This window comes from Xylanibacter caecicola (assembly GCF_013166515.1).
Lineage (GTDB): Bacteria > Bacteroidota > Bacteroidia > Bacteroidales > Bacteroidaceae > Prevotella > Prevotella caecicola.
On record NZ_JABKKJ010000001.1, the window covers coordinates 275,175 to 297,127 of the forward strand.

The 21,953-nt window shown below is 47.7% G+C and carries 22 protein-coding genes; 20 read left to right on the forward strand and 2 right to left on the reverse strand.

The features are described from left to right. Positions 1–138 precede the first annotated feature (138 nt). Positions 139–2,562 carry a right-handed parallel beta-helix repeat-containing protein gene (locus tag HPS54_RS01090; RefSeq protein ID WP_172343646.1) on the reverse strand — a complete coding sequence of 808 codons (2,424 nt, stop codon included), beginning with the start codon at positions 2,560–2,562 and terminating at the stop codon, positions 139–141. A 447-nt stretch (positions 2,563–3,009) separates the two neighbouring features. Between HPS54_RS01090 and HPS54_RS01095 the strand changes: the two genes are divergently transcribed. Further along, a complete protein-coding gene (locus tag HPS54_RS01095; protein WP_172343647.1) occupies positions 3,010–7,359 on the forward strand; it encodes a choice-of-anchor J domain-containing protein in 4,350 nt (1,449 codons plus the stop codon). A gap of 298 nt (positions 7,360–7,657) precedes the next feature. After that, positions 7,658–8,776: a pectate lyase gene (gene pelA / locus HPS54_RS01100; RefSeq protein WP_172343648.1), complete on the forward strand. Its 1,119-nt coding sequence runs from the start codon at positions 7,658–7,660 to the stop codon at positions 8,774–8,776. Here pelA and ribD read toward each other — a convergent pair. Continuing rightward, entirely contained in the window at positions 8,773–9,738 is a 966-nt protein-coding gene (gene ribD / locus HPS54_RS01105) for a bifunctional diaminohydroxyphosphoribosylaminopyrimidine deaminase/5-amino-6-(5-phosphoribosylamino)uracil reductase RibD (protein WP_172343649.1), read from the reverse strand. The genes pelA and ribD overlap by 4 nt on opposite strands. A 659-nt stretch (positions 9,739–10,397) precedes the next feature. Between ribD and HPS54_RS01110 the strand changes: the two genes are divergently transcribed. From HPS54_RS01110 to rpsQ, 18 genes are all read left to right on the forward strand, one after another. Next, entirely contained in the window at positions 10,398–10,640 is a 243-nt protein-coding gene (locus HPS54_RS01110) for a hypothetical protein (RefSeq protein WP_172343650.1), read from the forward strand. A gap of 94 nt (positions 10,641–10,734) precedes the next feature. Further along, positions 10,735–11,826, forward strand: coding sequence for a tryptophan--tRNA ligase (gene trpS, locus HPS54_RS01115; RefSeq protein WP_172343651.1), 1,092 nt, complete (start codon positions 10,735–10,737; stop codon positions 11,824–11,826). An 11-nt stretch (positions 11,827–11,837) separates the two neighbouring features. After that, complete coding sequence (locus tag HPS54_RS01120; protein ID WP_172343652.1) at positions 11,838–12,158, forward strand: DUF3467 domain-containing protein; 321 nt, start codon at positions 11,838–11,840, stop codon at positions 12,156–12,158. Between the two features lie 412 nt (positions 12,159–12,570). Continuing rightward, positions 12,571–13,098 carry an outer membrane beta-barrel protein gene (locus tag HPS54_RS01125; RefSeq protein WP_172343653.1) on the forward strand — a complete coding sequence of 176 codons (528 nt, stop codon included), beginning with the start codon at positions 12,571–12,573 and terminating at the stop codon, positions 13,096–13,098. Between the two features lie 524 nt (positions 13,099–13,622). Further along, positions 13,623–14,006, forward strand: a complete 384-nt coding sequence (gene rpsL, locus HPS54_RS01130) for a 30S ribosomal protein S12 (RefSeq protein WP_172343654.1) — start codon at positions 13,623–13,625, stop codon at positions 14,004–14,006. Positions 14,007–14,146: 140 nt separating this feature from the next. Beyond that, positions 14,147–14,623 carry a 30S ribosomal protein S7 gene (rpsG, locus tag HPS54_RS01135; protein WP_172343655.1) on the forward strand — a complete coding sequence of 159 codons (477 nt, stop codon included), beginning with the start codon at positions 14,147–14,149 and terminating at the stop codon, positions 14,621–14,623. Positions 14,624–14,644: 21 nt separating this feature from the next. Beyond that, entirely contained in the window at positions 14,645–16,762 is a 2,118-nt protein-coding gene (fusA, locus tag HPS54_RS01140; protein ID WP_172343656.1) for an elongation factor G, read from the forward strand. 113 nt (positions 16,763–16,875) lie between these two features. After that, entirely contained in the window at positions 16,876–17,181 is a 306-nt protein-coding gene (gene rpsJ, locus HPS54_RS01145) for a 30S ribosomal protein S10 (RefSeq protein WP_024990908.1), read from the forward strand. A gap of 23 nt (positions 17,182–17,204) precedes the next feature. After that, positions 17,205–17,819, forward strand: coding sequence for a 50S ribosomal protein L3 (gene rplC / locus HPS54_RS01150; protein ID WP_172343657.1), 615 nt, complete (start codon positions 17,205–17,207; stop codon positions 17,817–17,819). Next, positions 17,819–18,448: a 50S ribosomal protein L4 gene (gene rplD / locus HPS54_RS01155; protein WP_172343658.1), complete on the forward strand. Its 630-nt coding sequence runs from the start codon at positions 17,819–17,821 to the stop codon at positions 18,446–18,448. The genes rplC and rplD overlap by 1 nt, the downstream gene beginning before the upstream one ends. A gap of 14 nt (positions 18,449–18,462) precedes the next feature. Next, positions 18,463–18,756 carry a 50S ribosomal protein L23 gene (gene rplW / locus HPS54_RS01160; RefSeq protein ID WP_172343659.1) on the forward strand — a complete coding sequence of 98 codons (294 nt, stop codon included), beginning with the start codon at positions 18,463–18,465 and terminating at the stop codon, positions 18,754–18,756. A gap of 7 nt (positions 18,757–18,763) precedes the next feature. Beyond that, positions 18,764–19,588, forward strand: a complete 825-nt coding sequence (gene rplB / locus HPS54_RS01165; RefSeq protein ID WP_172343660.1) for a 50S ribosomal protein L2 — start codon at positions 18,764–18,766, stop codon at positions 19,586–19,588. A gap of 21 nt (positions 19,589–19,609) precedes the next feature. Continuing rightward, positions 19,610–19,876, forward strand: coding sequence for a 30S ribosomal protein S19 (rpsS, locus tag HPS54_RS01170; protein ID WP_172343661.1), 267 nt, complete (start codon positions 19,610–19,612; stop codon positions 19,874–19,876). A 35-nt stretch (positions 19,877–19,911) separates the two neighbouring features. Further along, complete coding sequence (gene rplV, locus HPS54_RS01175; protein WP_172343662.1) at positions 19,912–20,319, forward strand: 50S ribosomal protein L22; 408 nt, start codon at positions 19,912–19,914, stop codon at positions 20,317–20,319. Positions 20,320–20,324: 5 nt separating this feature from the next. Further along, positions 20,325–21,044 (forward strand): 30S ribosomal protein S3, encoded by a 720-nt coding sequence (gene rpsC / locus HPS54_RS01180; RefSeq protein WP_172343663.1) that lies wholly within the window; start codon positions 20,325–20,327, stop codon positions 21,042–21,044. A 14-nt stretch (positions 21,045–21,058) separates the two neighbouring features. Next, the gene (gene rplP, locus HPS54_RS01185) at positions 21,059–21,487 is read left to right on the forward strand and encodes a 50S ribosomal protein L16 (RefSeq protein ID WP_172343664.1); all 429 of its coding nucleotides are present in this window, start codon (positions 21,059–21,061) and stop codon (positions 21,485–21,487) included. Positions 21,488–21,489: 2 nt separating this feature from the next. Further along, positions 21,490–21,684 carry a 50S ribosomal protein L29 gene (rpmC, locus tag HPS54_RS01190; RefSeq protein ID WP_172343665.1) on the forward strand — a complete coding sequence of 65 codons (195 nt, stop codon included), beginning with the start codon at positions 21,490–21,492 and terminating at the stop codon, positions 21,682–21,684. 2 nt (positions 21,685–21,686) lie between these two features. Next, positions 21,687–21,953: a 30S ribosomal protein S17 gene (gene rpsQ / locus HPS54_RS01195; RefSeq protein ID WP_172343666.1), complete on the forward strand. Its 267-nt coding sequence runs from the start codon at positions 21,687–21,689 to the stop codon at positions 21,951–21,953.

Genomic DNA, 21,953 nt, shown 5'->3' on the forward strand with positions numbered 1-21,953 from the left:
GGAGATAAAAGACAAATGCCCTGTCGCTTGTTCCAAGACTATTGTCCTTTATCTCCCGTGGCGCAAGCCACGTTATCTTCTCCTATCTTCCTTTATCTCCTTAAAAGATACTCTTTATCTTTTATAAATGCTCCTCCGTCAGATGCGCTGCCCCATGGCATTGTATCTCACGCCGTTCTTTTCGATGACGATGCGGTTGCCCTTTACGAACTTCACTACGCGCGCGGTCTTTTCGCCCGTTACGGCTGTGCCGATGCCAGTCGTTCCGTTGTCCGGCACGCGCACGTACATATCATATATACGCACCTCTCCGGTCGTGTTGTTGTTTATCAGGGTGATGCTCTTTATGCTTTCGCTTTTGTCCGAAAGCCCCGCGTTCTTAAGAACGTCCCAGTTGCAGTATGTACCCTTGCTCATCTTCGCCACGTTTGCCGTGCCTGTCGTTCCGTCGGCAAGCGCATATTCTATGCGGAACGTGCGACCGCCGGTGATGTGCAGGTTTACGAGCAGCTGCAGCACGCCCTCGCCGAACGTCCACTTCACTCCGCCGTTGCGCGACAGCACGAGAGCGCCCTGTGTGCATCCTCCGGGTATCACGCCGCCCGTCTCTGTGTAGTCGGGCACTATCCTCGTGACGGTAGTTGCCGTCGCGTCGCCGCTCTGGACAAGGGATATCACTTCCTTAAGGTCGGCTGGCAGGTTGTCCGCCGCGTCCTGGAAATGATACCAGTCGCCCGTCAGCACCACGAACGGCGTCACGCATGTGATGATGCCCGTCGTCACGACGTCCTTCGGACCTCCCGTCACCGTAACCTTGAACGTGCAGCTTGCCTGCGGCGTGCCGCTGATTGTTATGATGTTGCCGTCTATTGCCGAAGTCAGCCCCTCGGACAGTCCTTCCACCGTCGCGCCCGTCGCAGCGCCGCCCATTTCGAACACGATGTCCTCTATGGCTTTTCCTTTCACCACTTCCTGCACCGAGTTTGCCGTGATGCACGTCAGCGTCGCCTTTTCGGGCACTGTCACGTCAGCCGGAACACCGTCAAGTTCGAACGCGCCCATCTCCGGTGCAGCGTCGTTGTAGGGCATGTACAGGTCGTCCGCCTCGGTAAGCTCGAGGTTTGCGGCTGTTGCCTCTGCCAGCGGCAGGTGGCGTTTGGGCGTGAAGCCCACCATCGGCGTGCCCTTGTCCTTGAATATGCTGCCCGTCTTCAGCCGTGCGAAGTTGTTCTTGGGCAGCGAACCGTCCGCCTCGCGCGGCGCCATGAAGTCCTCCACGCTCAGCGACAGGAACTCGCCCGAGTGGTCGGCGGTCTTCTGCTTCACGCCGGCGCTGTTCTTGTTGCCTTCCTTGTACGGTTCGCAGCCGTCAATCGTTGTCCACGAGTTGAACTCGGTATCCGGAACAACCGACCCCGCCTTGTCTGCCGACAGGAACTCGTGGTTCAGCTTCGTAGCGCCCCAGCCGATGCAGTTGCGTATCGTCATGCCGCCATATTGGAACACGGTGGGGAAGCGGTAGTTGTACTCGTTGCCCCATGCCGTACAGTTCACGACATACATTCCCTCGTATGCGTTGTTCTGGTCGAAACCCTTATGCAGGTTGCCGAACGACACACAGTTTGTCACCACGTGTGCTCCGAGCGACTGTGCGAACGCCGCACCGCCCGACGTGCCGCCGCCTCCGAGCTTGAAGCCGTTGCCGTTGCCCACGGCAGTGCCCGCCGGCGTATAGCCTCCGTGGTATGCCCAGCAACTGTCAATCACCACGGGATGATAAACCATGTACAAGTCCCAGTTGTCGTCGCTGTTTGTCCATGCGCGGCATCCGCGGAACTCCGTGCCCGGACCGGGGAACAGCTTGCAGGCAAAGCCGTCGGCGTCGCCGCCGTCGTCGGTGCCGTTGTAAGTGCGGCTGTCATAGTTGTTGTACGAGTCGCAGTTGATTACTTTGTTGCCGCGGCAGAACTGGTAGCCGGGGTTGAACTGCGGCGTACCTGCCGGCAGCGACTTCGTCTCCTCTATCGAGAAGTCCTTGTACATGCCGATTTGCAGTCCCGTGTCGTTGTTGTCGTGGAAGACGCACTGCTCTATGATGTTGTACGAGCCTTCCACCTTCATGCCGTTGTCCTCGGCGTTGCACATCGTCAGTCCCTTGAAGTGCCAGTAGTTGGCAAGGTGGTTCACGTAGATGCAGCGCCCCATCTTGAACGCCTCCATTGTGGTGTGCTTCATGCCCGAGCCGTCGATGATTACTTCCTCGCCCGGCACCGCCCACAGGTAGCACCTCTTCTCTGCCGACGTGGCTTTCTGCGGTATCTTTATGCGCTCGCTGATGACGTATCGCCCGCCGTGCACCCATATCGTGTCGCCCGGGTTTACAATCTCCACCGCCTTGTGGATTGTGAGCAATGGCGCTTCTTTACTTCCGTCGTTGTTGTCGTTACCGCTTGTGGATACATGGATAGCGCCTGCCGATGCTGCAATGGCGCACATCATGCCGATAAAAGACATGATGATGGCTTTCCCTTTAAAAGGGAGCCCTTTGAATTGTTTAGACATTGTTTGTTAGGTTAATAGTTTGTTTATAGATTAGTAATTCACCTTTATTAAGGATATTGCAAATATACGAAGAATATTCGATAAAACAAAATAGCGAAAGTCGGACTTTAGTCCGGTTCGCGGTGGCGGAGCCAATTTTGTGCGTCAAATATACGAATAAGTCGAGAACAAAACAACAAATTCATTTGTTTTTTGTCGAGCAGGAGTATATTGAACGAAGACGAAGGCGAAGTCAAATATACGGAAAGTATCCGATAAAGCAAATGCATGGTCGTAAAAAGCATGCATTTGTCATCAAGAAGGTTGCAAAAAGACATTTTGTTGTTGTAAAGTGTCCGTTATATCACCGATATGTTGTACTTTTGTCAGCGCTAATTTAAACCTTTGATGCTGTTGTGGGCGATGCCGGTTCTGTGACAGCATCATATAAAACATTATTATTATTGAATGAAAAAGTTATTTAAGTTGCTTCTGGCAATAGTTGTTGCAGGAGCATCCGTCAAGGCTTTGGCTTCTGATGTGTCTCCGTCCATACCGAAAATGAACGGTATGGTGGTATCCTCATCGTCCGGTTCGGTTACCACGGGTCTGTGGACTTTGCCGTCCGCACAGGGTGAGGCATGGTCCTTGAATTTTGAGATGAGTCCCGGATATGCCGCGTTTTATGCCGGTGTGTTGTATGATAACGTATATTATGCGACAAGGTGCAATGCCGAATACGGTTCACCTATTATATACGTGGATGCCTATTCCATGGAGGACGGAAAGAAACTCTGGACCAACTATCCCAAGCTTACGGCTCTGCCGTATGACCTGACTTACAATCCGTATGACGGCAAAATATACGGTCTGTTTTCCAATGCAGCCAATACCGGTATGGTACTTGCAACAATATCTTACGACAAATCCGGCGAGACGGTCACTCCTATAAAGGAGATGGACGGTGTGTGGGTGGCAATCGCCGCAGCACCCTCCGGACAGCTTTACGGTATACAGTCGGATGTAGAGGGGTCGGGAACTTCAGTGAAAGTTAAATCTTCATCGCTTTACAAGATAGACCGTCTGACGGGAGACGTTGTGCTCGTTGGCGAGACGGGACAGTTGCCTCTGCTTACAGGGTCGGCGACAATCGAGGCACGTAGCGGGCGCATGTTCTGGACAGTCGGTCCCGATGCTTCAACTTCATATCTGTGTGAAGTGGATCTCACCACCGGTGTTGCGACAAAGGTTATGGATTTTGACCAACGCCAACAGGTTGTAGGTCTCTATGTGCCTGCTCCCCTGGCAGAGGACGATGCGCCTGCGGCAGTCACCGATGTTGTTGCAGCTTTCGACGGCGGTTCGCTGAGCGGCTCATTGCAGTTCAAGGCTCCGTCTACTCTTTTTGACGGAACACCGGCTTCCGGCGCTTTGACATATACCGTCCTTCAGAACGGTTGTGAGGTTGCTACAGGCGGCACATCGTTCGGTGAAACGGTAAATGCAGACATCACTGTGGCTGAACGTGGAAATTATCAGTTCACCGTGTCTGTTGCCAACGATAAAGGTTCGTCGCCCAAGGTTGCCGTCGACCGCTTCGTTGGATTTGGCGTTCCGCAGGCTCCCGAAAACGTAAGTGCCGTGAAAACTTCAGGCAATAAGATAGGCGTTTCGTGGAATGCAGTGACGGCATCTGCCGACGGAGGATATGTTGATGCCGCCGCCGTGACTTATACGGTGAAACGTTTGCCAGACGAGGTCGTCGTATCGGAGAAGACCACCGCCACATCGATTGAAGACACGCCCGATGCTTCCGGCGGCATGGTTGCATACAGCTATGTAGTGTCGGCAGACAACCACGGCTTTGTTTCGGGCACCGTAGAATCAAACAAGGTGGTATGTGGAACGGCTTCTCTTCCATGGCAAGAGAACTTTAAAAGCTCCGAGTCACTGAGTTTCTTTACCGTGATCGACGCCAATAAGGACGGTAAGACATGGGAATATAGCTCCGGTATGGTGCGCGTGAAATATGGAAGTGTCAAGATGGACGACTGGCTGATGTCTCCTCCACTGAGTTTGGAAGCCGGCAAGGTGTATCATGCAACATTCAAGGCTCGCTGCTCCAACGAACGCTATCCAGAGATTATCGAGGCAAAATGGGGTGTGGGTAACACGGTGGCAGACATGACAGACGTGCTCGTCGACCCTACCACTCTGTCCGGAGAGTATAAAGAGCTTGGCGGTTTTATCAAGCCTTCAGTGTCCGGTATCTACCATTTAGGTCTTCACGGTATCTCCGAAGCCAACATGTTTAACCTCGAAGTTTGCGAAATAAAGGTTGAGAGCGGGTTGAATGCAGGTGCTCCGCAGGCTCCGGAAAACCTGCTTGTGACAGCCGATGCCAATGGCGAGTACAAGGCAACGGTCTCTTTAACGGCTCCAAAGACAGATCTGTCGGGAAATACTATCACGTCGATAGACAAGATAGAACTCAGTCGCGACGGAGCGGTTATCCATACTTTTGACAATCCGGCTACCGGAGGACAGCTGACATATGATGATATTCTTGAAAAAGGTGGCGACTATGTTTATTCGGCTGTTGCCGTGAATGGCAACGGTTCTGGCATGACGTCTGCCGTAACTGCATTTTTGGGAACTCCTGTTGCGGCTGCTCCCGCTTCGGTCGAGATATCGGAAACGGCTCCCGGAGAAATAAAACTGTCGTGGGAGAAGGTGTCCCTCTCGGCAGACGGACAGTCTATTAACCCCGATAAGGTAAGCTATAACATATATGATGATACAGAGAATGGAGCTGTTGTAGCAGAGAATGTAAAGGATATACAATATACGTTCAAGGGTGTCGATGACGGAAAACAACAGTTCGTAAGATATTCTGTGTCTGCTGTGACCGACCGCGGTGAGGGTGAGAAGACTCAGACCAAGACTATTCCGGCAGGTACACCATACACTGAATTCCATGAGTCGTATGCCGGCGGAAAGGCTTCTACCATTTATACGACAGAGCGTATCAACTATGGAAACTGGACTATACAGACGGATAACGATGATGCCGTGTCGCAAGATGGGGACGGCGGATATATGGTGATGAACGGTTACTTCTCCGACTATTGCGGAGCAATGATCACAGGAAAGATAAGTCTTGCCGAAAAGAAGGCACCTGTGCTGCGCTTTTATAGCTATACACCGGACAACAGCGGTCTTGACCTTAACAAACTGGCTGTTTCCGTAAGTGCCGATGGCGGCGAATGGACCGAGGTTCTGAACAAGACTGTTGTGGAAATGGGTGCAGAACAGGGCTGGCACGAAGTCATGGTGCCGCTTGGTGCATACGTTGGTTCCGATATCAGTCTTCGTTTTGTTGCAACTACTTCGCAACGACCTTATACATCGACGTTCATCGATAATATTAATATTGACGATATAGATGGAGTGGAACTTGAAATCACCGGTATCGATGCACCGGCGTATGTACGGACGGGCGAGAACTTCACGGTTACCGTGGCTTTGACAAACAATGGTTCGGAGGTTGCAACCGGTGCTGATGTAGAACTGTATGCCGACGATGTGCTTTGCAATACAGTCAGTGCCGGAACGATAGCCTCCGGTGCGCAAGCCTCTGTTGAGTTCGTTTTGGAAATGAGTGCCCTTTCGGATAAGCCGGTCAGCTATAAGGCTGTTGTCTCACATCCCGATGATGCTGTAACAGACAACAACCGTTCCGAAACAGTGACTGTCAGTCCTGTTGTATCGACCGCACCGTCTCCTGCAAACCTTACGGCAACACGCTCCGGACAAAGTGTTCTCCTGAGCTGGGACGCACCTGTGCTTGCCACGGAACCCGATGCCGCAATTACCGATGACTTTGAAAGCACCGCTGCATGGAGCCACTATGCCGACGGTTGGGTGATGAGAGACCTTGACAAGGCTGCCGTCTGCGGTTTTGCCGGAGTGGAAGTGCCCGGCATAGAGCCCGGCAAGACACTTGCATCGTTCTTCATGTTCAGTGCTACAGGCATATTTGAGGGCAACAAACCTTTGGCACCGCACTCCGGAAAGCAGTATCTTGCAGCCTTTGCCCGTTATGACCAAGGTACCACGGACGACTGGGCTATCTCTCCCGAGCTTAGCGGCAATGCACAGTCAGTGTCGTTCTATGCCCGCAGCTACAGTGCAGATGATCAGGAACGGATACAAGTGCTTTATTCCACCGGCTCGTTAGAACCTTCGGATTTTGTCCCCACAGAACTTGATGTGGATAAGGTGCCCGGTCAATGGACACGCTATGAGGTGGCTCTGCCTGAGGGAGCGCGCTACTTTGCAATCCGTTCGTATGCGACAAACTCGTTCATGCTGATGCTTGACGACGTTACTTATGCTCCTCTGTCTTCGGGCAATCTCGTGCTTACAGGATACAACGTGTACCGCAACAATGAGCGTATAAACGAGACACCTGTAACCGGTACGACATATACCGACAATGTTGACAATCCGGAAGAATGTGCGTGGGTGGTTACTGCCGTTTACGAGCAACGTGAGTCGAAAGGGTCGAACGTGGCAACGGCAATCACCTCTTCTGTTGACGGAGTATTGTCGGGAAAAGCCGATATAAGTGTAGTTGCAGGCTGCATCCGTATTACGGGATGCAACGGCAAGCATATTACGGTTTCTTCTATAGACGGCAAGGTTGTATACAATGATCTTGGCAAGACGATTACCGACATACCGGCAGGCAACGGTGTGTATATAGTGAAAGTAGGTGACGTTGTACGCAAACTTGTAGTAAGAACCCAGCGATAGGGTTTGGATAACGGTTGTATTTTATTCGGCACCGCCGTTGATTGTTTTGAAGGCAATCATTGGCGGTGCCGTTTTTTTATTGTTGTTACATTGAACGGGCTTTACCGTTGTATAATATATATATGCCCGATAGCCGTGCCATATACCGTATTACCGCCATGCGGTGTGCATGTTTTGATTTATTTGCATTATCTTTGCAAGAGACAATCTGTGTCTCGGCAGTCGCAGGCAATTTGTGCTATTGCCGGAGGATGCCGGATAAAATAATGAAATCTATTGATAACCAAATTCAACGACTATGAAAAGAATACTTTTATTTAGTGTTTTCCTCGCGTGTACATTATATATATATGCACAGCAGGATGCAACGGAACGAACCTACAAGGAGAAACGCTCGTCTAAAGAGTGGCCCCGGATTGCCAGAACCGAGACCGATGCCTTTTTCTCGACGCCAGAGGCAAGTCGCATCGGCGACAATGTGCTGCTGTATCAGTATGACAACGGCGGTTGGGCAAAGAACATATATATGCCCGCGGAGCTTACGGAGGAGGAGAAAGAGAACTTGAAAAGGAACAAAGGCAACCTCGACGACACCACCATAGACAACAATGCCACGATGACGGAGATTGTTTTTCTTGCCCGTTTGTATGATGCCACGGGCGAGAAGCACTATGCCGAAGGAGCGTTGCACGGCTTGGAATATCTCCTGGAGTCGCAGTATGACAACGGCGGTTGGCCGCAGTTCTATCCGCGCAACTATGGCTATTACACGCACATAACATATAACGACAATGCCATGGAAAATGTGCTGAAGGTGTTGTATGATGTCAGCCGCGGCAAGAAACGATATAAGTTCGTGCCCGATGATATGCGCCGGCGTGCGTCGGAGGCTGTGAAGAAGGGAGTGGACTGCATCCTTAATACGCAGGTTGTGCAGGGAGGAGTGCCCACGGTGTGGTGCGCCCAGCACGACGAGCACACCCTGTTGCCGGCTCCGGCACGTGCTTACGAACTGGAATCGTTGAGCGGGGCAGAGTCGGCAGGCATAGTGCTGTTCCTTATGTCCATGAAAGAACGCCCCTCCGAGGCGGTGGTCAAGGCTGTCGACAATGCCGTGGCATGGTTCAGACGAAGCATGATAACCGACTTGAAACGTGAGAATTTTATCGACGGAGAGGGCAGACGCGACTACCGTATGGTGAAGAACACACAGGCAGATGCGGCGTGCGACACTCTGTGGGCGCGCTTCTATACGCTCGAAGACAACCGTCCTTTCTTCTGCGACCGCGACGGTGTGAAGAAATATGACGTCTCGGAGATAGGGCATGAGCGCCGCAACCATTACTCGTGGTATACGGACCAGCCCAAGAAAGTGCTTGCGCGATATGAGAAGTGGCGCAAGGGGCTCTCCTTTTAATCCCTTCTCCTCATATTAATTATCACATTCCCGTCATACTCCCTGCGCCTTACGCTTACGGCATCTGCCGGAACCTGGGGTGCCTTGGTTCCTCCTCCGGATGTTACGGGCGACATCTCTATGCGTATCTCGTCCCATAATCCGGCGTCGATGAACGAGTTGTGGGTCACTGTTCCACCCTCCACGATGAGCGACTGCACGCCACGGCGGTACAGACATTCGAGTATCTGGGGTACAACATCGCTGTTAAAGTCAATTTCGGGGAAACACGGGTGGTTGCGGTCTATCACGATACGCATCGGATTTTTACCCTCCCAGTGCCGCACATCTAATCTCGAATGGTCGCGTTCGTCGGTGATGCGCCCTATCAATATGGCTTCGTTCTCTGCTCTCAGCTTGTGCGACAACATCATGGTGAACGGCGACGACAGCGCCATCTGATGGAAATGGTCGTCGAGAAAGCCGTCGGCAGTCATGCACCACTTCAATATCACGTATGGTCTGTGCATGGTATTGAATGTGAAGAAGCGGCGGTTGAGTTCGCGACACTCGTTTTCGAGCACCCCCACCGTTACCTTTATGCCTGCCCGGCGTATCTTCTCGATACCCCGTCCCTGCACTTTTGCAAACGGATCCACGCATCCCACGACAACGCGGCGCACCCCCTTGCTCACTATCAGGTCTGCACATGGCGGCGTTTTGCCATGGTGTGCACACGGCTCAAGGCTGACGTATATGGTGGAAGAAGGTATCAAGTGGCTGTCTTCCTGCCTTACCGAGGCAAAGGCGTTCACTTCCGCATGCCCCTCGCCGCACCGTATGTGGTAGCCCTCGCCTATAATTCTGTCTTCACACACAATCACTGCCCCCACCATAGGATTGGGACGGGTGCTCAGAAGTCCGTTCTTAGCCAGCTGTATACACCTGCGCATATACATCTCGTCTTTAGCCTTGTTGTCCATATGTTATATTTTTCGTTTATTAATGCAAAGATAATGCAAGCCGAGCGCAATGAAACGTGTTTCAGATTGCCGAGGCGTAGCTTATCTTATGCAAAGATAATGCAAATGAAACGCAATGAAGATAAATTGCATTGAAAAAGCGATGCCCCGTTCTTACGGCATGTTACGATTTGCGCCATTACGCTTTCTAATTGATTTTCCATAACCCCAAAATACGGCGGAGTTTGCAAATAAAAATCCCGAAGACCGTAAAAACGGCAAGGAAATGTGTGCAGAGATAATACGCGGAGTATCAAATGATTACAAAAGAAATGTTGTATATGTGCAATAAAAACGCCCCTTTTTGCAGCGGAAAACGGCATTTCGAAAGCTGAAACATGGCATTTTACACTGCAAAATGCGGCATATTGCGGTGTGAAATGCCGTGTTTTGCAATGCAATATGTGCTCTTTTGCAATTCAAAACATGTACCTTTCGCCCCGAAAACCACATTTTCTGCCCTTGCCGATGCCCCGAACGCCACCGCTGCCCTTCTCGTTTGGCAAAAAACACGGACGTTTTTACCGTGACACTTTGCTGCACAAACGCTGCCTTTGGTTACATTTTGCGCTCGGTTTCCTCCGCCGGTAGGGATGTACCCTGGTGCATCCGAAGTTATTATGGATGAAACATGCCATGCGGTTTCGGATGCTCCATGGAGCATCCCTACCGGTGAAAAGGCTCTTTTTTGGAAGGAGATAAAAGGAGATAAGGGAAGATATGTGGCTTGCGCCACAGTAGATAAGGGACAAATGTCTTTAAACAAGCAATCGGACATTCGTCTTTTATCTCCTTATATCTTCCCTTATCTCCCTCTATCTCCTTATTCTATCTTTCCCGAACTCACTCTAATTATCAAATAAACATCCTTTTCTTTCGTATAACCGATAATTTATTCTACCTTTGCATTTGGCTTGCATTGCCTTTATATCACAATTTATGGTAAATCAATTGTAAATGGGAAAGATAATATTGACGGGCGATCGCCCCACAGGACGACTGCATCTTGGACACTATGTAGGTTCGCTCAGACGCAGAGTGGAGCTGCAGAACGAAGGAGACTATGACAAGATGTTTGTCTTTATAGCAGACGTACAGGCACTTACCGACAACGCTGACAATCCGGAGAAGATAAGGCAGAACCTTATAGAGGTGGCTCTTGACTATCTGTCGGCAGGTCTTGACCCCGAAAAGGTTACTATCTTCGTGCAGTCGATGATACCGGAACTGGCGGAACTCACGACATATTTCATGAACCTTGTCACCGTTTCGCGCCTTCAGCGCAATCCTACCGTCAAGACGGAGATACAGATGCGCAACTTCGAGACAAGCATACCGGTGGGCTTTTTCACATACCCCATAAGTCAGGCTGCCGACATCACGGCGTTCAAAGCCACCACCGTGCCTGCCGGAGAGGACCAGGAACCGATGCTCGAGCAGACGCGCGAGATAGTGAAGCGCTTTAATAATATATATGGTGAGGTGCTCGTAGAACCTAAGATAATGCTGCCTTCCAATCAGGCATGCCTGCGCCTGCCGGGAACCGACGGCAAGGCTAAGATGAGCAAGTCGCTCGGTAACTGCATATATCTGTCGGACACGTCGAAGGAAATGCAGCAGAAAGTGAAGAGCATGTACACCGATCCCGGTCATCTGCGCGTGGAAGACCCGGGCAAGGTTGAGGGAAACACGGTGTTTACATATCTCGACGCGTTCTCTACGGCTGATGATTTTGCCGAGTTCTTACCGGAATATAAGAGTCTGGATGAACTGAAAGACCACTACCGGCGTGGCGGTCTTGGCGATATGAAGTGCAAGAAATTCCTTATAAAGGTGCTCGACAGACGTCTTGAACCTATCCGCAGTCGCCGCCATGAGTTCGAGCAGGACATCCCCGAGGTGTACAACATACTGAAGAAAGGCTCGGCTGTGGCACGCGAGGTGGCGGCGCAGACGCTGCACGACGTGCGTGAGGCAATGCGCATAAACTATTTTGACGATGCGGAACTGATACGTGAGCAGTCGGAAAGATTCAGAAACAAAATATAATCAATCATACTATGGACAATAATCAGAACAAGCAGCAGGGACAGTTCCAGATGGAACTGCCGCAGGATGTGGCTCAGGGCGAATATGCCAACTTTGCCATTATCACCCATTCCAGTTCGGACTTTATCCTTGACTTTGCCCGTATGCTTCCGGGTGTGCCCAAACCTATGGTAAAAAGTCGCGTGATACTTGCTCCCGAACATGCAAAGCGTCTGCTTATGGCGCTGCAGGAGAATATACTGCGCTATGAAAACGAATTCGGTAAAATACAGATTCCCAATCAGGAACCGCGCACCGTTGCGCCTTTCAGCATCAATAAAGGTGAGGCGTGACATGTCCCGACAGGGGCGTGGCGCGTGACGTTATTCCGGAAACATCGGTGTATACCGTCGGCATAAGGCGGCAGATACCGGTGTTTCCGGATTGTTTTTATATATAATATGTTGTTCTCCGACTGCGGGGCGGCAAACATCCGCATGTTGTCGCTGCCGTTTATACACTTCATAACATATTGTGCGACTTTGTAGCATCTTGTCATATTTATTTACATTTATCTGTCATAATATGTCTTTTGGATGCATTATTCTTAACAGGACTTACTAAAACGGAAAATAACTTGACATATTTTGCCGTTTCCCGAAAATACTCTTTCTTTGCAGTAGTAAAAAAGATGTTCAGATATATCACTGTTATCAACTATAAAAATTAACTGATTTATTAACAACTAAAAGAAAGGGTAAGAAGATGAAGAAGATTTTTACAGCAGCAGTGGCGCTGTTTATGGCGTCGAGTCTCAGTGCACAGGTTTATGTAGGAGGCGGCTTTGGCATCGGAAGCGCCAAGTATAAGAATGGTGAGACAACGGAGAAGAACACCACTTACAAGCTGTTGCCGGAGATTGGTTATCACCTCAATAACAAATGGGCGGCAGGTGTTGTGGTCGGCTGGCAGGGTGCCGACAACGGCAACAAGTCATTCACGGTGAACCCTTACGCACGTTACACGGCATTGCACTCTAAATATGTGGACGTGTTCTGTGACGGAACGGTTGGTTACGGACATGTAAACGGTGTCGGAGACACATATCAGATTGGTCTGAAACCGGGTGTTGCGATAAATCTCAACAAGCGTCTGAGCTTTGTTACGCATGTGGGCTTCATCGGTTACAACCAATCGAGCGAGCGCACCGACCATGGAAAGTACAAGTCGAAAGAGTGGGGCATCGACCTTGACAGCAACAACATAACGTTCAGTATACTTTACAATCTGTAAATACGGCAGGGCAGGGCGGTCTTTGACAGACGATGCACCTGCCCTGTTCTACACCTTATTATATTATAGATGAGGTAACGGCAGTTTCCGGACGGTTCTTTTTGAGAACGTCCGGAAACGCTTTTTGTCCCTATGTTCATGTCCTGCGGCTTTTGTTATCTGCCTTTCTGCCGTATTATTTATCTTGCATTATCTTATTGTTTACCTTATATTATATAATTAATATCACAGAGATAAATTGCCAACAATCATCTTTAATGAGGTAATATAAGTGTGAAACGACTGGCAGATATGGCATTATATTTTCATAAAACATACATCATGGTGTGTTATGGAATATATAATTTATGTTAACGGATATTATATGATATTAATTTTAATTACCCTTTGGTTCTTTGTATTTCTTATAATTAGGTATTTCGGATTATTCTTTGTAATTTTGCACCCCAAAATAGTCCATCGTGTGGACTGTGTAAAGTGTTGATAATAACGAAAAAACATATAATAATTAAAATTTAACAACAATGCCTACAATTCAACAATTGGTAAGAAAAGGTAGAAAGGCGCTTGTTGACAAGAGCAAGTCACCGGCTTTGGATGCATGTCCTCAGCGTCGTGGTGTATGTGTTCGTGTGTACACAACAACACCGAAGAAACCTAATTCGGCAATGAGAAAAGTTGCCCGTGTTCGTCTGACAAACCAGAAAGAGGTTAACTCTTACATCCCCGGAGAGGGACACAACCTGCAGGAGCACTCTATCGTGCTTGTACGCGGCGGTCGTGTAAAAGACCTTCCCGGTGTGCGTTATCACATCGTTCGCGGTACACTTGATACTGCCGGTGTAGCAAACCGTACACAGCGCCGTTCAAAGTATGGTGCAAAGCGTCCTAAGACAGCTAAGAAATAATCTTGATTGCAACAACAGGACATATAAATTTTATTAATCGTTTTGCTGGAGATTTGTTATAAAGGTTGAGTAAGTGCCTGGGTGAGGGCGCTGAAGAACGAAGGAAACAGCCCCATGCAGAATTTATTTTCAAAATCAAAATGAGAAAAGCAAAACCAAAGAAGCGCGTGATCCTGCCGGATCCCGTTTACAATGACCAGAAGGTTTCTAAGTTTGTAAACCACCTGATGTATGACGGAAAGAAGAATACGTCTTACGAAATTTTCTACAAAGCGTTGGACACTGTTAAGGAAAAGATGTCTAATGAGGAGAAGTCTGCACTCGAGATATGGAAGACTGCTCTTGATAACATCACTCCTCAGGTTGAGGTTAAGAGCCGCCGTATAGGTGGTGCCACATTCCAGGTTCCTACAGAAATACGTCCGGATCGCAAAGAGAGCATCTCGATGAAGAACATGATCAACTTCGCACGCAAGCGCGGGGGCAAGTCTATGGCAGACAGATTGGCTGCCGAGATAATGGATGCGTTCAACAATCAGGGCGGCGCTTACAAGCGTAAGGAAGATATGCACCGTATGGCTGAGGCTAACCGTGCTTTTGCTCACTTCAGGTTTTAATAATCAGACAGGATAATAATAATGGCAAAGCAAGATTTACATTTGACCCGTAATATCGGTATTATGGCTCACATCGATGCCGGTAAGACAACGACATCTGAGCGTATCCTGTATTACACGGGTAAGACTCACAAGATTGGTGAGGTTCATGACGGTGCTGCAACAATGGACTGGATGGCTCAGGAGCAGGAACGTGGTATTACCATTACGTCTGCTGCGACCACTTGCTATTGGAAGTACAACAACCAGCAGTATAAGATAAACTTGATCGATACTCCGGGACATGTTGACTTTACCGCAGAGGTTGAGCGCTCATTGCGTGTTCTCGATGGAGCTGTGGCTACATATTGTGCCGTAGGTGGCGTGCAGCCGCAGTCGGAAACAGTATGGCGTCAGGCTGATAAGTATAACGTTCCCCGTCTTGGATATGTAAACAAGATGGACCGTTCGGGTGCAGACTATTACGATGTACTGCGTCAGATGAAAGAAGTTCTTGGTGCTAATCCTATATCTCTTGTGTGTCCTATCGGCAGCGAGGAGACATTCAAGGGCATCGTTGACCTTATCAAGATGAAAGCTGTGATATGGCATGATGAGACACAGGGTGCTGAGTTTGAAATCACTGACATCCCCGCAGACATGGCAGACGAGGTGGAAGAGTGGAGAGGAAAGTTGCTCGAAGCTGTCGCTGAGTTTGACGAGTCTTTGATGGAGAAGTATTTTGAGGATTCGGAATCTCTGACAGTGGAGGAGATAATGGGAGCAATACGTAAGGGTACTCTTTCTATGGAGTGCACTCCTGTCATCTGTGGCTCTTCTTTCAAGAACAAGGGCGTACAGACCCTGCTTGACTATGTGTGTGCATTCTTGCCCGCACCTAACGATACTCCTAACATCGTTGGTACAAATCCGTCTACAGGTGAGGAGGAAGATCGTAAGCCTTCTGAGGATGCTCCTACTTCTGCACTTGCGTTCAAGATCGCTACAGACCCGTATGTAGGACGTCTCGTATTCTTCCGTGTATATTCCGGTAAGGTGGCTTCCGGCTCTTATGTATACAATACCCGTTCGGGCAAGAAGGAGCGTGTAAGCCGTCTTTTCCAGATGAACTCTAACAAACAGGTTCCTATGGAGGCAATCGATGCCGGTGATATAGGTGCAGGCGTTGGTTTCAAGGATATCCGCACAGGTGACACTCTTTGTGATGAAGAGCACCCGATAGTACTCGAGTCCATGTCATTCCCCGATCCGGTTATCGGTATTGCTGTTGAGCCGAAGAGCCAGGCAGACGTTGACAAGCTGGGTATCGGTCTTGCAAAGCTTGCCGAGGAAGATCCTACGTTTACTGTTCATACGGACGAGCAGAGCGGTCAGACTGTTATCTCCGGTATGGGTGAGCTTCACTTGGATATCATCATCGATCGTCTGAAGAGAGAGTTCAAGGTTGAATGTAATCAGGGTAAGCCTCAGGTTAACTATAAGGAGGCTATCACCAAGACTGTCAATCTGCGCGAGGTTTACAAGAAGCAGAGTGGTGGACGTGGTAAGTTTGCCGACATCATTGTCAATGTAGGTCCGGTTGATGAGGACTTCAAGCAGGGTGGTCTGCAGTTTATCAACGAAGTCAAGGGTGGTAATATTCCTAAGGAATTCATTCCTTCCGTACAGAAAGGTTTTGAATCTGCAATGAAGACAGGTGTTCTCGGCGGATATCCTGTGGATAGTCTGAAGGTTACTTTGCTTGACGGTTCTTTCCACCCCGTAGACTCTGACCAGTTGTCTTTCGAAATTGCAGCTCTGAACGCTTATAAGAGCGCATGTGTTAAGGCCGGTCCTGTGCTGATGGAGCCTATCATGAAACTTGAGGTTGTTACACCTGAAGAAAACATGGGTGATGTCATCGGTGACTTGAACAAGCGTCGCGGACAGGTTGAGGGCATGGACGAGACACGAAGCGGTGCACGTATCATACGTGCCATGGTTCCGCTGGCTGAGATGTTCGGATATGTAACAGCATTGCGTACAATCACATCGGGACGTGCGACAAGCTCTATGGAATACGATCATCACTCTCCGCTGTCAAGCACTATAGCCAAGACTGTATTGGAAGAGATAAAGGGACGTACAGACCTTGTTTAATATATAATAAGGTATATAGAACGGAAATATATCATGAGAGACCGCTGTTTAGCGAATGACTCTTAAACAGCGGTCTTCATTATCGCATAATAATATTATTAATAAAAATAGAGATGAGTCAGAAAATCAGAATTAAGCTGAAGTCTTACGACCACAAGTTGGTGGACAAGTCAGCAGAGAAGATCGTGAAGGCTGTGAAAGCAACGGGCGCTATTGTAAGCGGTCCTATTCCATTGCCCACACACAAACGTATTTACACTGTGAACCGCAGTACTTTCGTAAACAAGAAAGCACGTGAGCAGTTCCAGCTTAGCAACTACAAGCGCCTTATCGATATCTATAGCTCAACGGCTAAGACTGTAGACGCTCTTATGAAGTTGGAATTGCCAAGTGGTGTTGAAGTAGAAATCAAAGTGTAGTTATAATTTTAATATTAATTGAAATGCCAGGATTAATTGGAAAAAAAATCGGAATGACATCCGTTTTCAGTGCCGACGGTAAGAATGTACCGTGCACTGTTATCGAAGTAGGTCCTTGTGTTGTAACTCAGGTTAAAACTGTTGAGAAAGACGGTTATAATGCAGTTCAGCTGGCTTATGGTGAAGCAAAGGAAAAGAACACCACAAAGCCGATGATGGGCGTGTTTAAGAAAGCCGGTACAACACCGAAGAGACACTTGGCCGAGTTCAAGTTTGACGAGGAATATAACCTCGGTGATACTATTACGGTTGAAATCTTTAATGATGCAGCTTTTGTAGATGTTATCGGTACATCAAAAGGTAAAGGTTTCCAAGGTGTCATGAAACGTCATGGATTTGGCGGTGTCGGTCAGAGTACTCACGGACAGGACGACCGTGCCCGTAAGCCGGGTTCAATTGGTGCCTGCTCTTATCCTGCAAAAGTATTCAAGGGAATGCGTATGGCAGGACAGATGGGTGGTGACAGAGTGACAACTCAAAACCTCAGAGTGTTAAAGGTTATTCCAGAACATAATCTTATCCTTGTAAAGGGTTCGATAGCTGGATGTAAAGGTTCAACCGTATTAATTCAGAAATAATGGAAATTAACGTATTAAATATCAATGGTCAGGAGACCGGAAGAAAGGTTACGTTAAACGAATCTATCTTTGGAATTGAACCCAATGACCACGTTCTTTATTTGGACGTGAAGCAGTATCTTGCCAATCAGCGTCAGGGTACGGCTAAGTCAAAAGAGAGAAGTGAGATAACAGGTTCGACACGTAAACTCGGACGTCAGAAAGGTGGCGGTGGTGCACGCCGTGGTGACATCAAATCTCCGGTTCTTGTTGGCGGAGGTCGTGTTTTTGGACCTAAACCACGTGACTATCGCTTTAAGTTGAACAAGAAAGTTAAGCTTCTTGCACGTAAGAGCGCGCTGTCTTATAAGGCACAGGAGAATGCTGTTATTGTGCTCGAAGATTTCACATTTGACGCTCCGAAAACAAAAGATTTCGTAAATATTACTAAAAATCTTAAAGTTGACGGTCGTAAGATGCTTTTGGCTTTGCCGGAAGTAAATAAAAATGTATATTTGTCAGCTCGTAATTTACAAGGGACAGAAGTCATGCTTGCGTCAAACATCAACGCCTATAAGGTGCTGAATGCTGACGTTTTAGTTTTGACTGAAAATTCTTTGAAAGCAATTGACGGAATCTTAACAAAATAAGGAGATAAACAGATATGGCATTTATAATAAAACCATTGGTTACTGAGAAGATGACCAAAATAACAGATAAGCAACCTAACCGTTACGGCTTTGTTGTTCGTCCTGAAGCCAACAAGCTCCAAATTAAGAATGAGGTTGAGAGTCTGTACAATGTTACGGTGGTAGATGTGAACACTCTTCGTTATGCCGGAAAACGTTCAAGCCGTTACACAAAGGCTGGTCTGATTAAGGGACAGAAGAATGCGTTCAAGAAAGCAGTCGTTACTCTTAAAGAGGGCGAAGTGATAGATTTTTACAGCAATATTTAAATAAAAAATGGCAGTACGTAAATTTAAACCGGTAACTCCGGGTCAAAGACACAAGATTATTGGCACGTTCGAAGAAATTACTGCATCCGTGCCAGAAAAGTCTCTCGTTTACGGTAAACGTTCAACAGGTGGTCGTAATAACACCGGTAAAATGACTGTGCGCTATATTGGTGGCGGTCATAAGAAAAAGTATCGTCTTATTGATTTTAAACGTGAGAAAGATGGTGTTCCAGCTGTAGTAAAGACAATCGAATACGATCCGAACCGTTCGGCTCGTATCGCATTGTTGTTCTACGCTGATGGTGAAAAACGTTACATTATTGCTCCTAACGGACTTCAGGTAGGTGCAACTTTGATGTCTGGAGCGGATGCAGTGCCTGAGATTGGTAATGCTCTTCCGCTTGCAAACATTCCTGTGGGCTCTGTAATTCATAATATTGAATTGCGCCCGGGACAAGGTGCATTACTCGTTCGTTCGGCTGGTAATTTTGCTCAGTTGACTTCTCGTGAGGGTAGCTATTGTGTGATAAAGCTTCCTTCTGGCGAAACTCGTAAGATTTTAAGTGCTTGTAAGGCTACCATTGGTAGTGTAGGTAACTCCGACCATGCATTGGAACAGTCTGGTAAAGCCGGTCGTTCTCGTTGGTTGGGACGTCGTCCGCATAACCGTGGTGTTGTTATGAACCCGCATGATCACCCGATGGGTGGTGGTGAAGGACGTCAGTCCGGAGGTCATCCGCGTTCACGCAAGGGCTTGTATGCAAAGGGTCTTAAGACAAGAGCTCCTAAGAAACTTTCTAACAAGTACATTATTGAAAGAGCTAAAAAATAATCACGTAAACTAGAGCAAATTATGAGTCGTTCATTAAAAAAAGGTCCGTACATTAACGTATCACTTGAGAAGAAAATTCTCGCTATGAATGAAAGTGGTAAGAAGAATGTCGTTAAAACATGGGCTAGAGCTTCAATGATTTCCCCTGACTTTGTGGGACACACTGTAGCTGTTCATAACGGAAACAAATTTATTCCTGTTTACATTACTGAGAATATGGTGGGACACAAGCTGGGTGAGTTCTCTCCTACACGTCGTTTCGGTGGCCATTCCGGTAATAAGAAGTAAGCAGGCTTAACCATTGAATAAAAAAGAAAAATATAATGGGAGCAAGAAAAAAAATATCAGCTGAAAAAAGAAAAGAAGCCCTTAAGACATTGTATTTCGCAAAGTTGAAAGGTGTTCCTTCTTCTCCTCGCAAAATGCGTTATGTCGTAGACATGGTTCGCGGTATGGAGGTGAATCGTGCCCTTGGTGTTTTGAGATTCTCTAAGAAAGCTGCTGCTGCTGACGTTGAAAAACTTTTACGTTCGGCTATTGCAAATTGGGAGACGAAAAATGACCGCAAGGCAGAAGATGGTGAACTGTATATATCTAAAATTTTTGTAGACGAAGGCGTTACCATGAAACGCATGAGACCGGCTCCGCAGGGACGCGGTTACAGAATACGCAAACGCAGTAACCATGTTACATTGTTTGTTGATGCTAAAACTAATGATGAAAATAAATAAATAGAATGGGACAGAAAGTTAATCCGATAAGCAATCGTCTCGGAATTGTAAGAGGCTGGGATTCAAATTGGTTCGGTGGCAAGAACTTTGGAGATAACCTCGTGGAGGATATGAAGATCCGTAAGTATCTTAACGAGCGCTTGGCAAAGGCTAATGTATCTCGTATTGTCATTGAACGTACACTGAAACTCGTTACCATTACTATTTGTACGGCTCGTCCGGGTCTCGTCATTGGTAAAGGTGGTCAGGATGTTGACAAGTTGAAGGAAGAATTGAAGAAGCTCTATGACAAGGAGATTCAAATCAATATTTTTGAGGTAAAGAAGCCTGAACTCGATGCGTCTATTGTTGCTAATAATATTGCGCGCCAGGTTGAGGGTAAGATTGCTTACCGTCGTGCAATAAAGATGGCTGTGGCAAATACGATGCGTGCTGGTGCCGAAGGAGTAAAGGTTCAGATTACGGGTCGTCTGAATGGTGCAGAAATGGCACGTAAGGAAATGTATAAGGAAGGACGTACTCCGCTCCATACATTCCGCGCAGACATTGATTACTGCCAGGCAGAGGCTCTTACAAAAGTGGGTCTGTTGGGTATTAAGGTTTGGATTTGTCGTGGTGAGGTTTATGGAAAACGTGACCTTGCACCTAATTTCACACAAGAGAAACAGGGTGGACGTTCAAATGGAAAACCGAGAGTTAATCGCAAGAGAAACAATAACCGTTAAAGTTAGGAACTATCATGTTACAGCCAAAAAGAGTAAAATATAGAAGACCTCAGGACGGGCGTGGCAACAAAGGCAACGCTCATAGAGGAACACAACTGGCTTTCGGGTCATTCGGCATCAAGACGCTTGAGGCAAAATGGTTGGATAGCCGTCAGATTGAAGCGGCTCGTATCGCTGTCAATCGTTATATGCAACGTGAGGGTCAGGTTTGGATACGTATATTCCCGGACAAACCTATAACACGCAAGCCTGCAGACGTCCGAATGGGTAAAGGTAAGGGAGATCCCGCCGGATGGGTGGCTCCTGTTACTCCGGGACGTGTTCTCTTTGAAGTAGAGGGCGTTTCTTTTGATATAGCAAAGGAGGCTCTTCGTCTCGCAGCTCAGAAACTGCCTGTTAAAACTAAATTTATTGTTAGACGTGATTACGATAAAAACGCTTAATTATGAAGATTAAAGAAGTAAGAGAACTGGAAACCAAAGATTTGGTTGAAAGACTGGAAGCTGAGGTTGCGAAATATGATCAGATGAAATTGAATCATGCAATCACACCGCTGGAGAATCCATCTCAGATTAAGGCCGCTCGTCGTGATATAGCACGTATGAAAACAGAACTTCATCAGAGAGAACTTAATAAATAACAATGGTCCAGATGGAAACAAGAAATTTAAGAAAAACAAGACAGGGTGTCGTTATAAGCAACAAAATGGATAAAACCATTGTTATTGCAGCTAAGTTCAAGGAGATGCACCCGATATATGGTAAATTTGTCCAGAAAACAAAGAAATACCATGCACATGATGAAAATAATGAGGCTAATGTAGGTGATACAGTACTCATTATGGAGACCCGTCCTTTGAGCAAAACAAAGAGATGGAGATTAGTTCAAATAATTGAAAAAGCTAAGTAA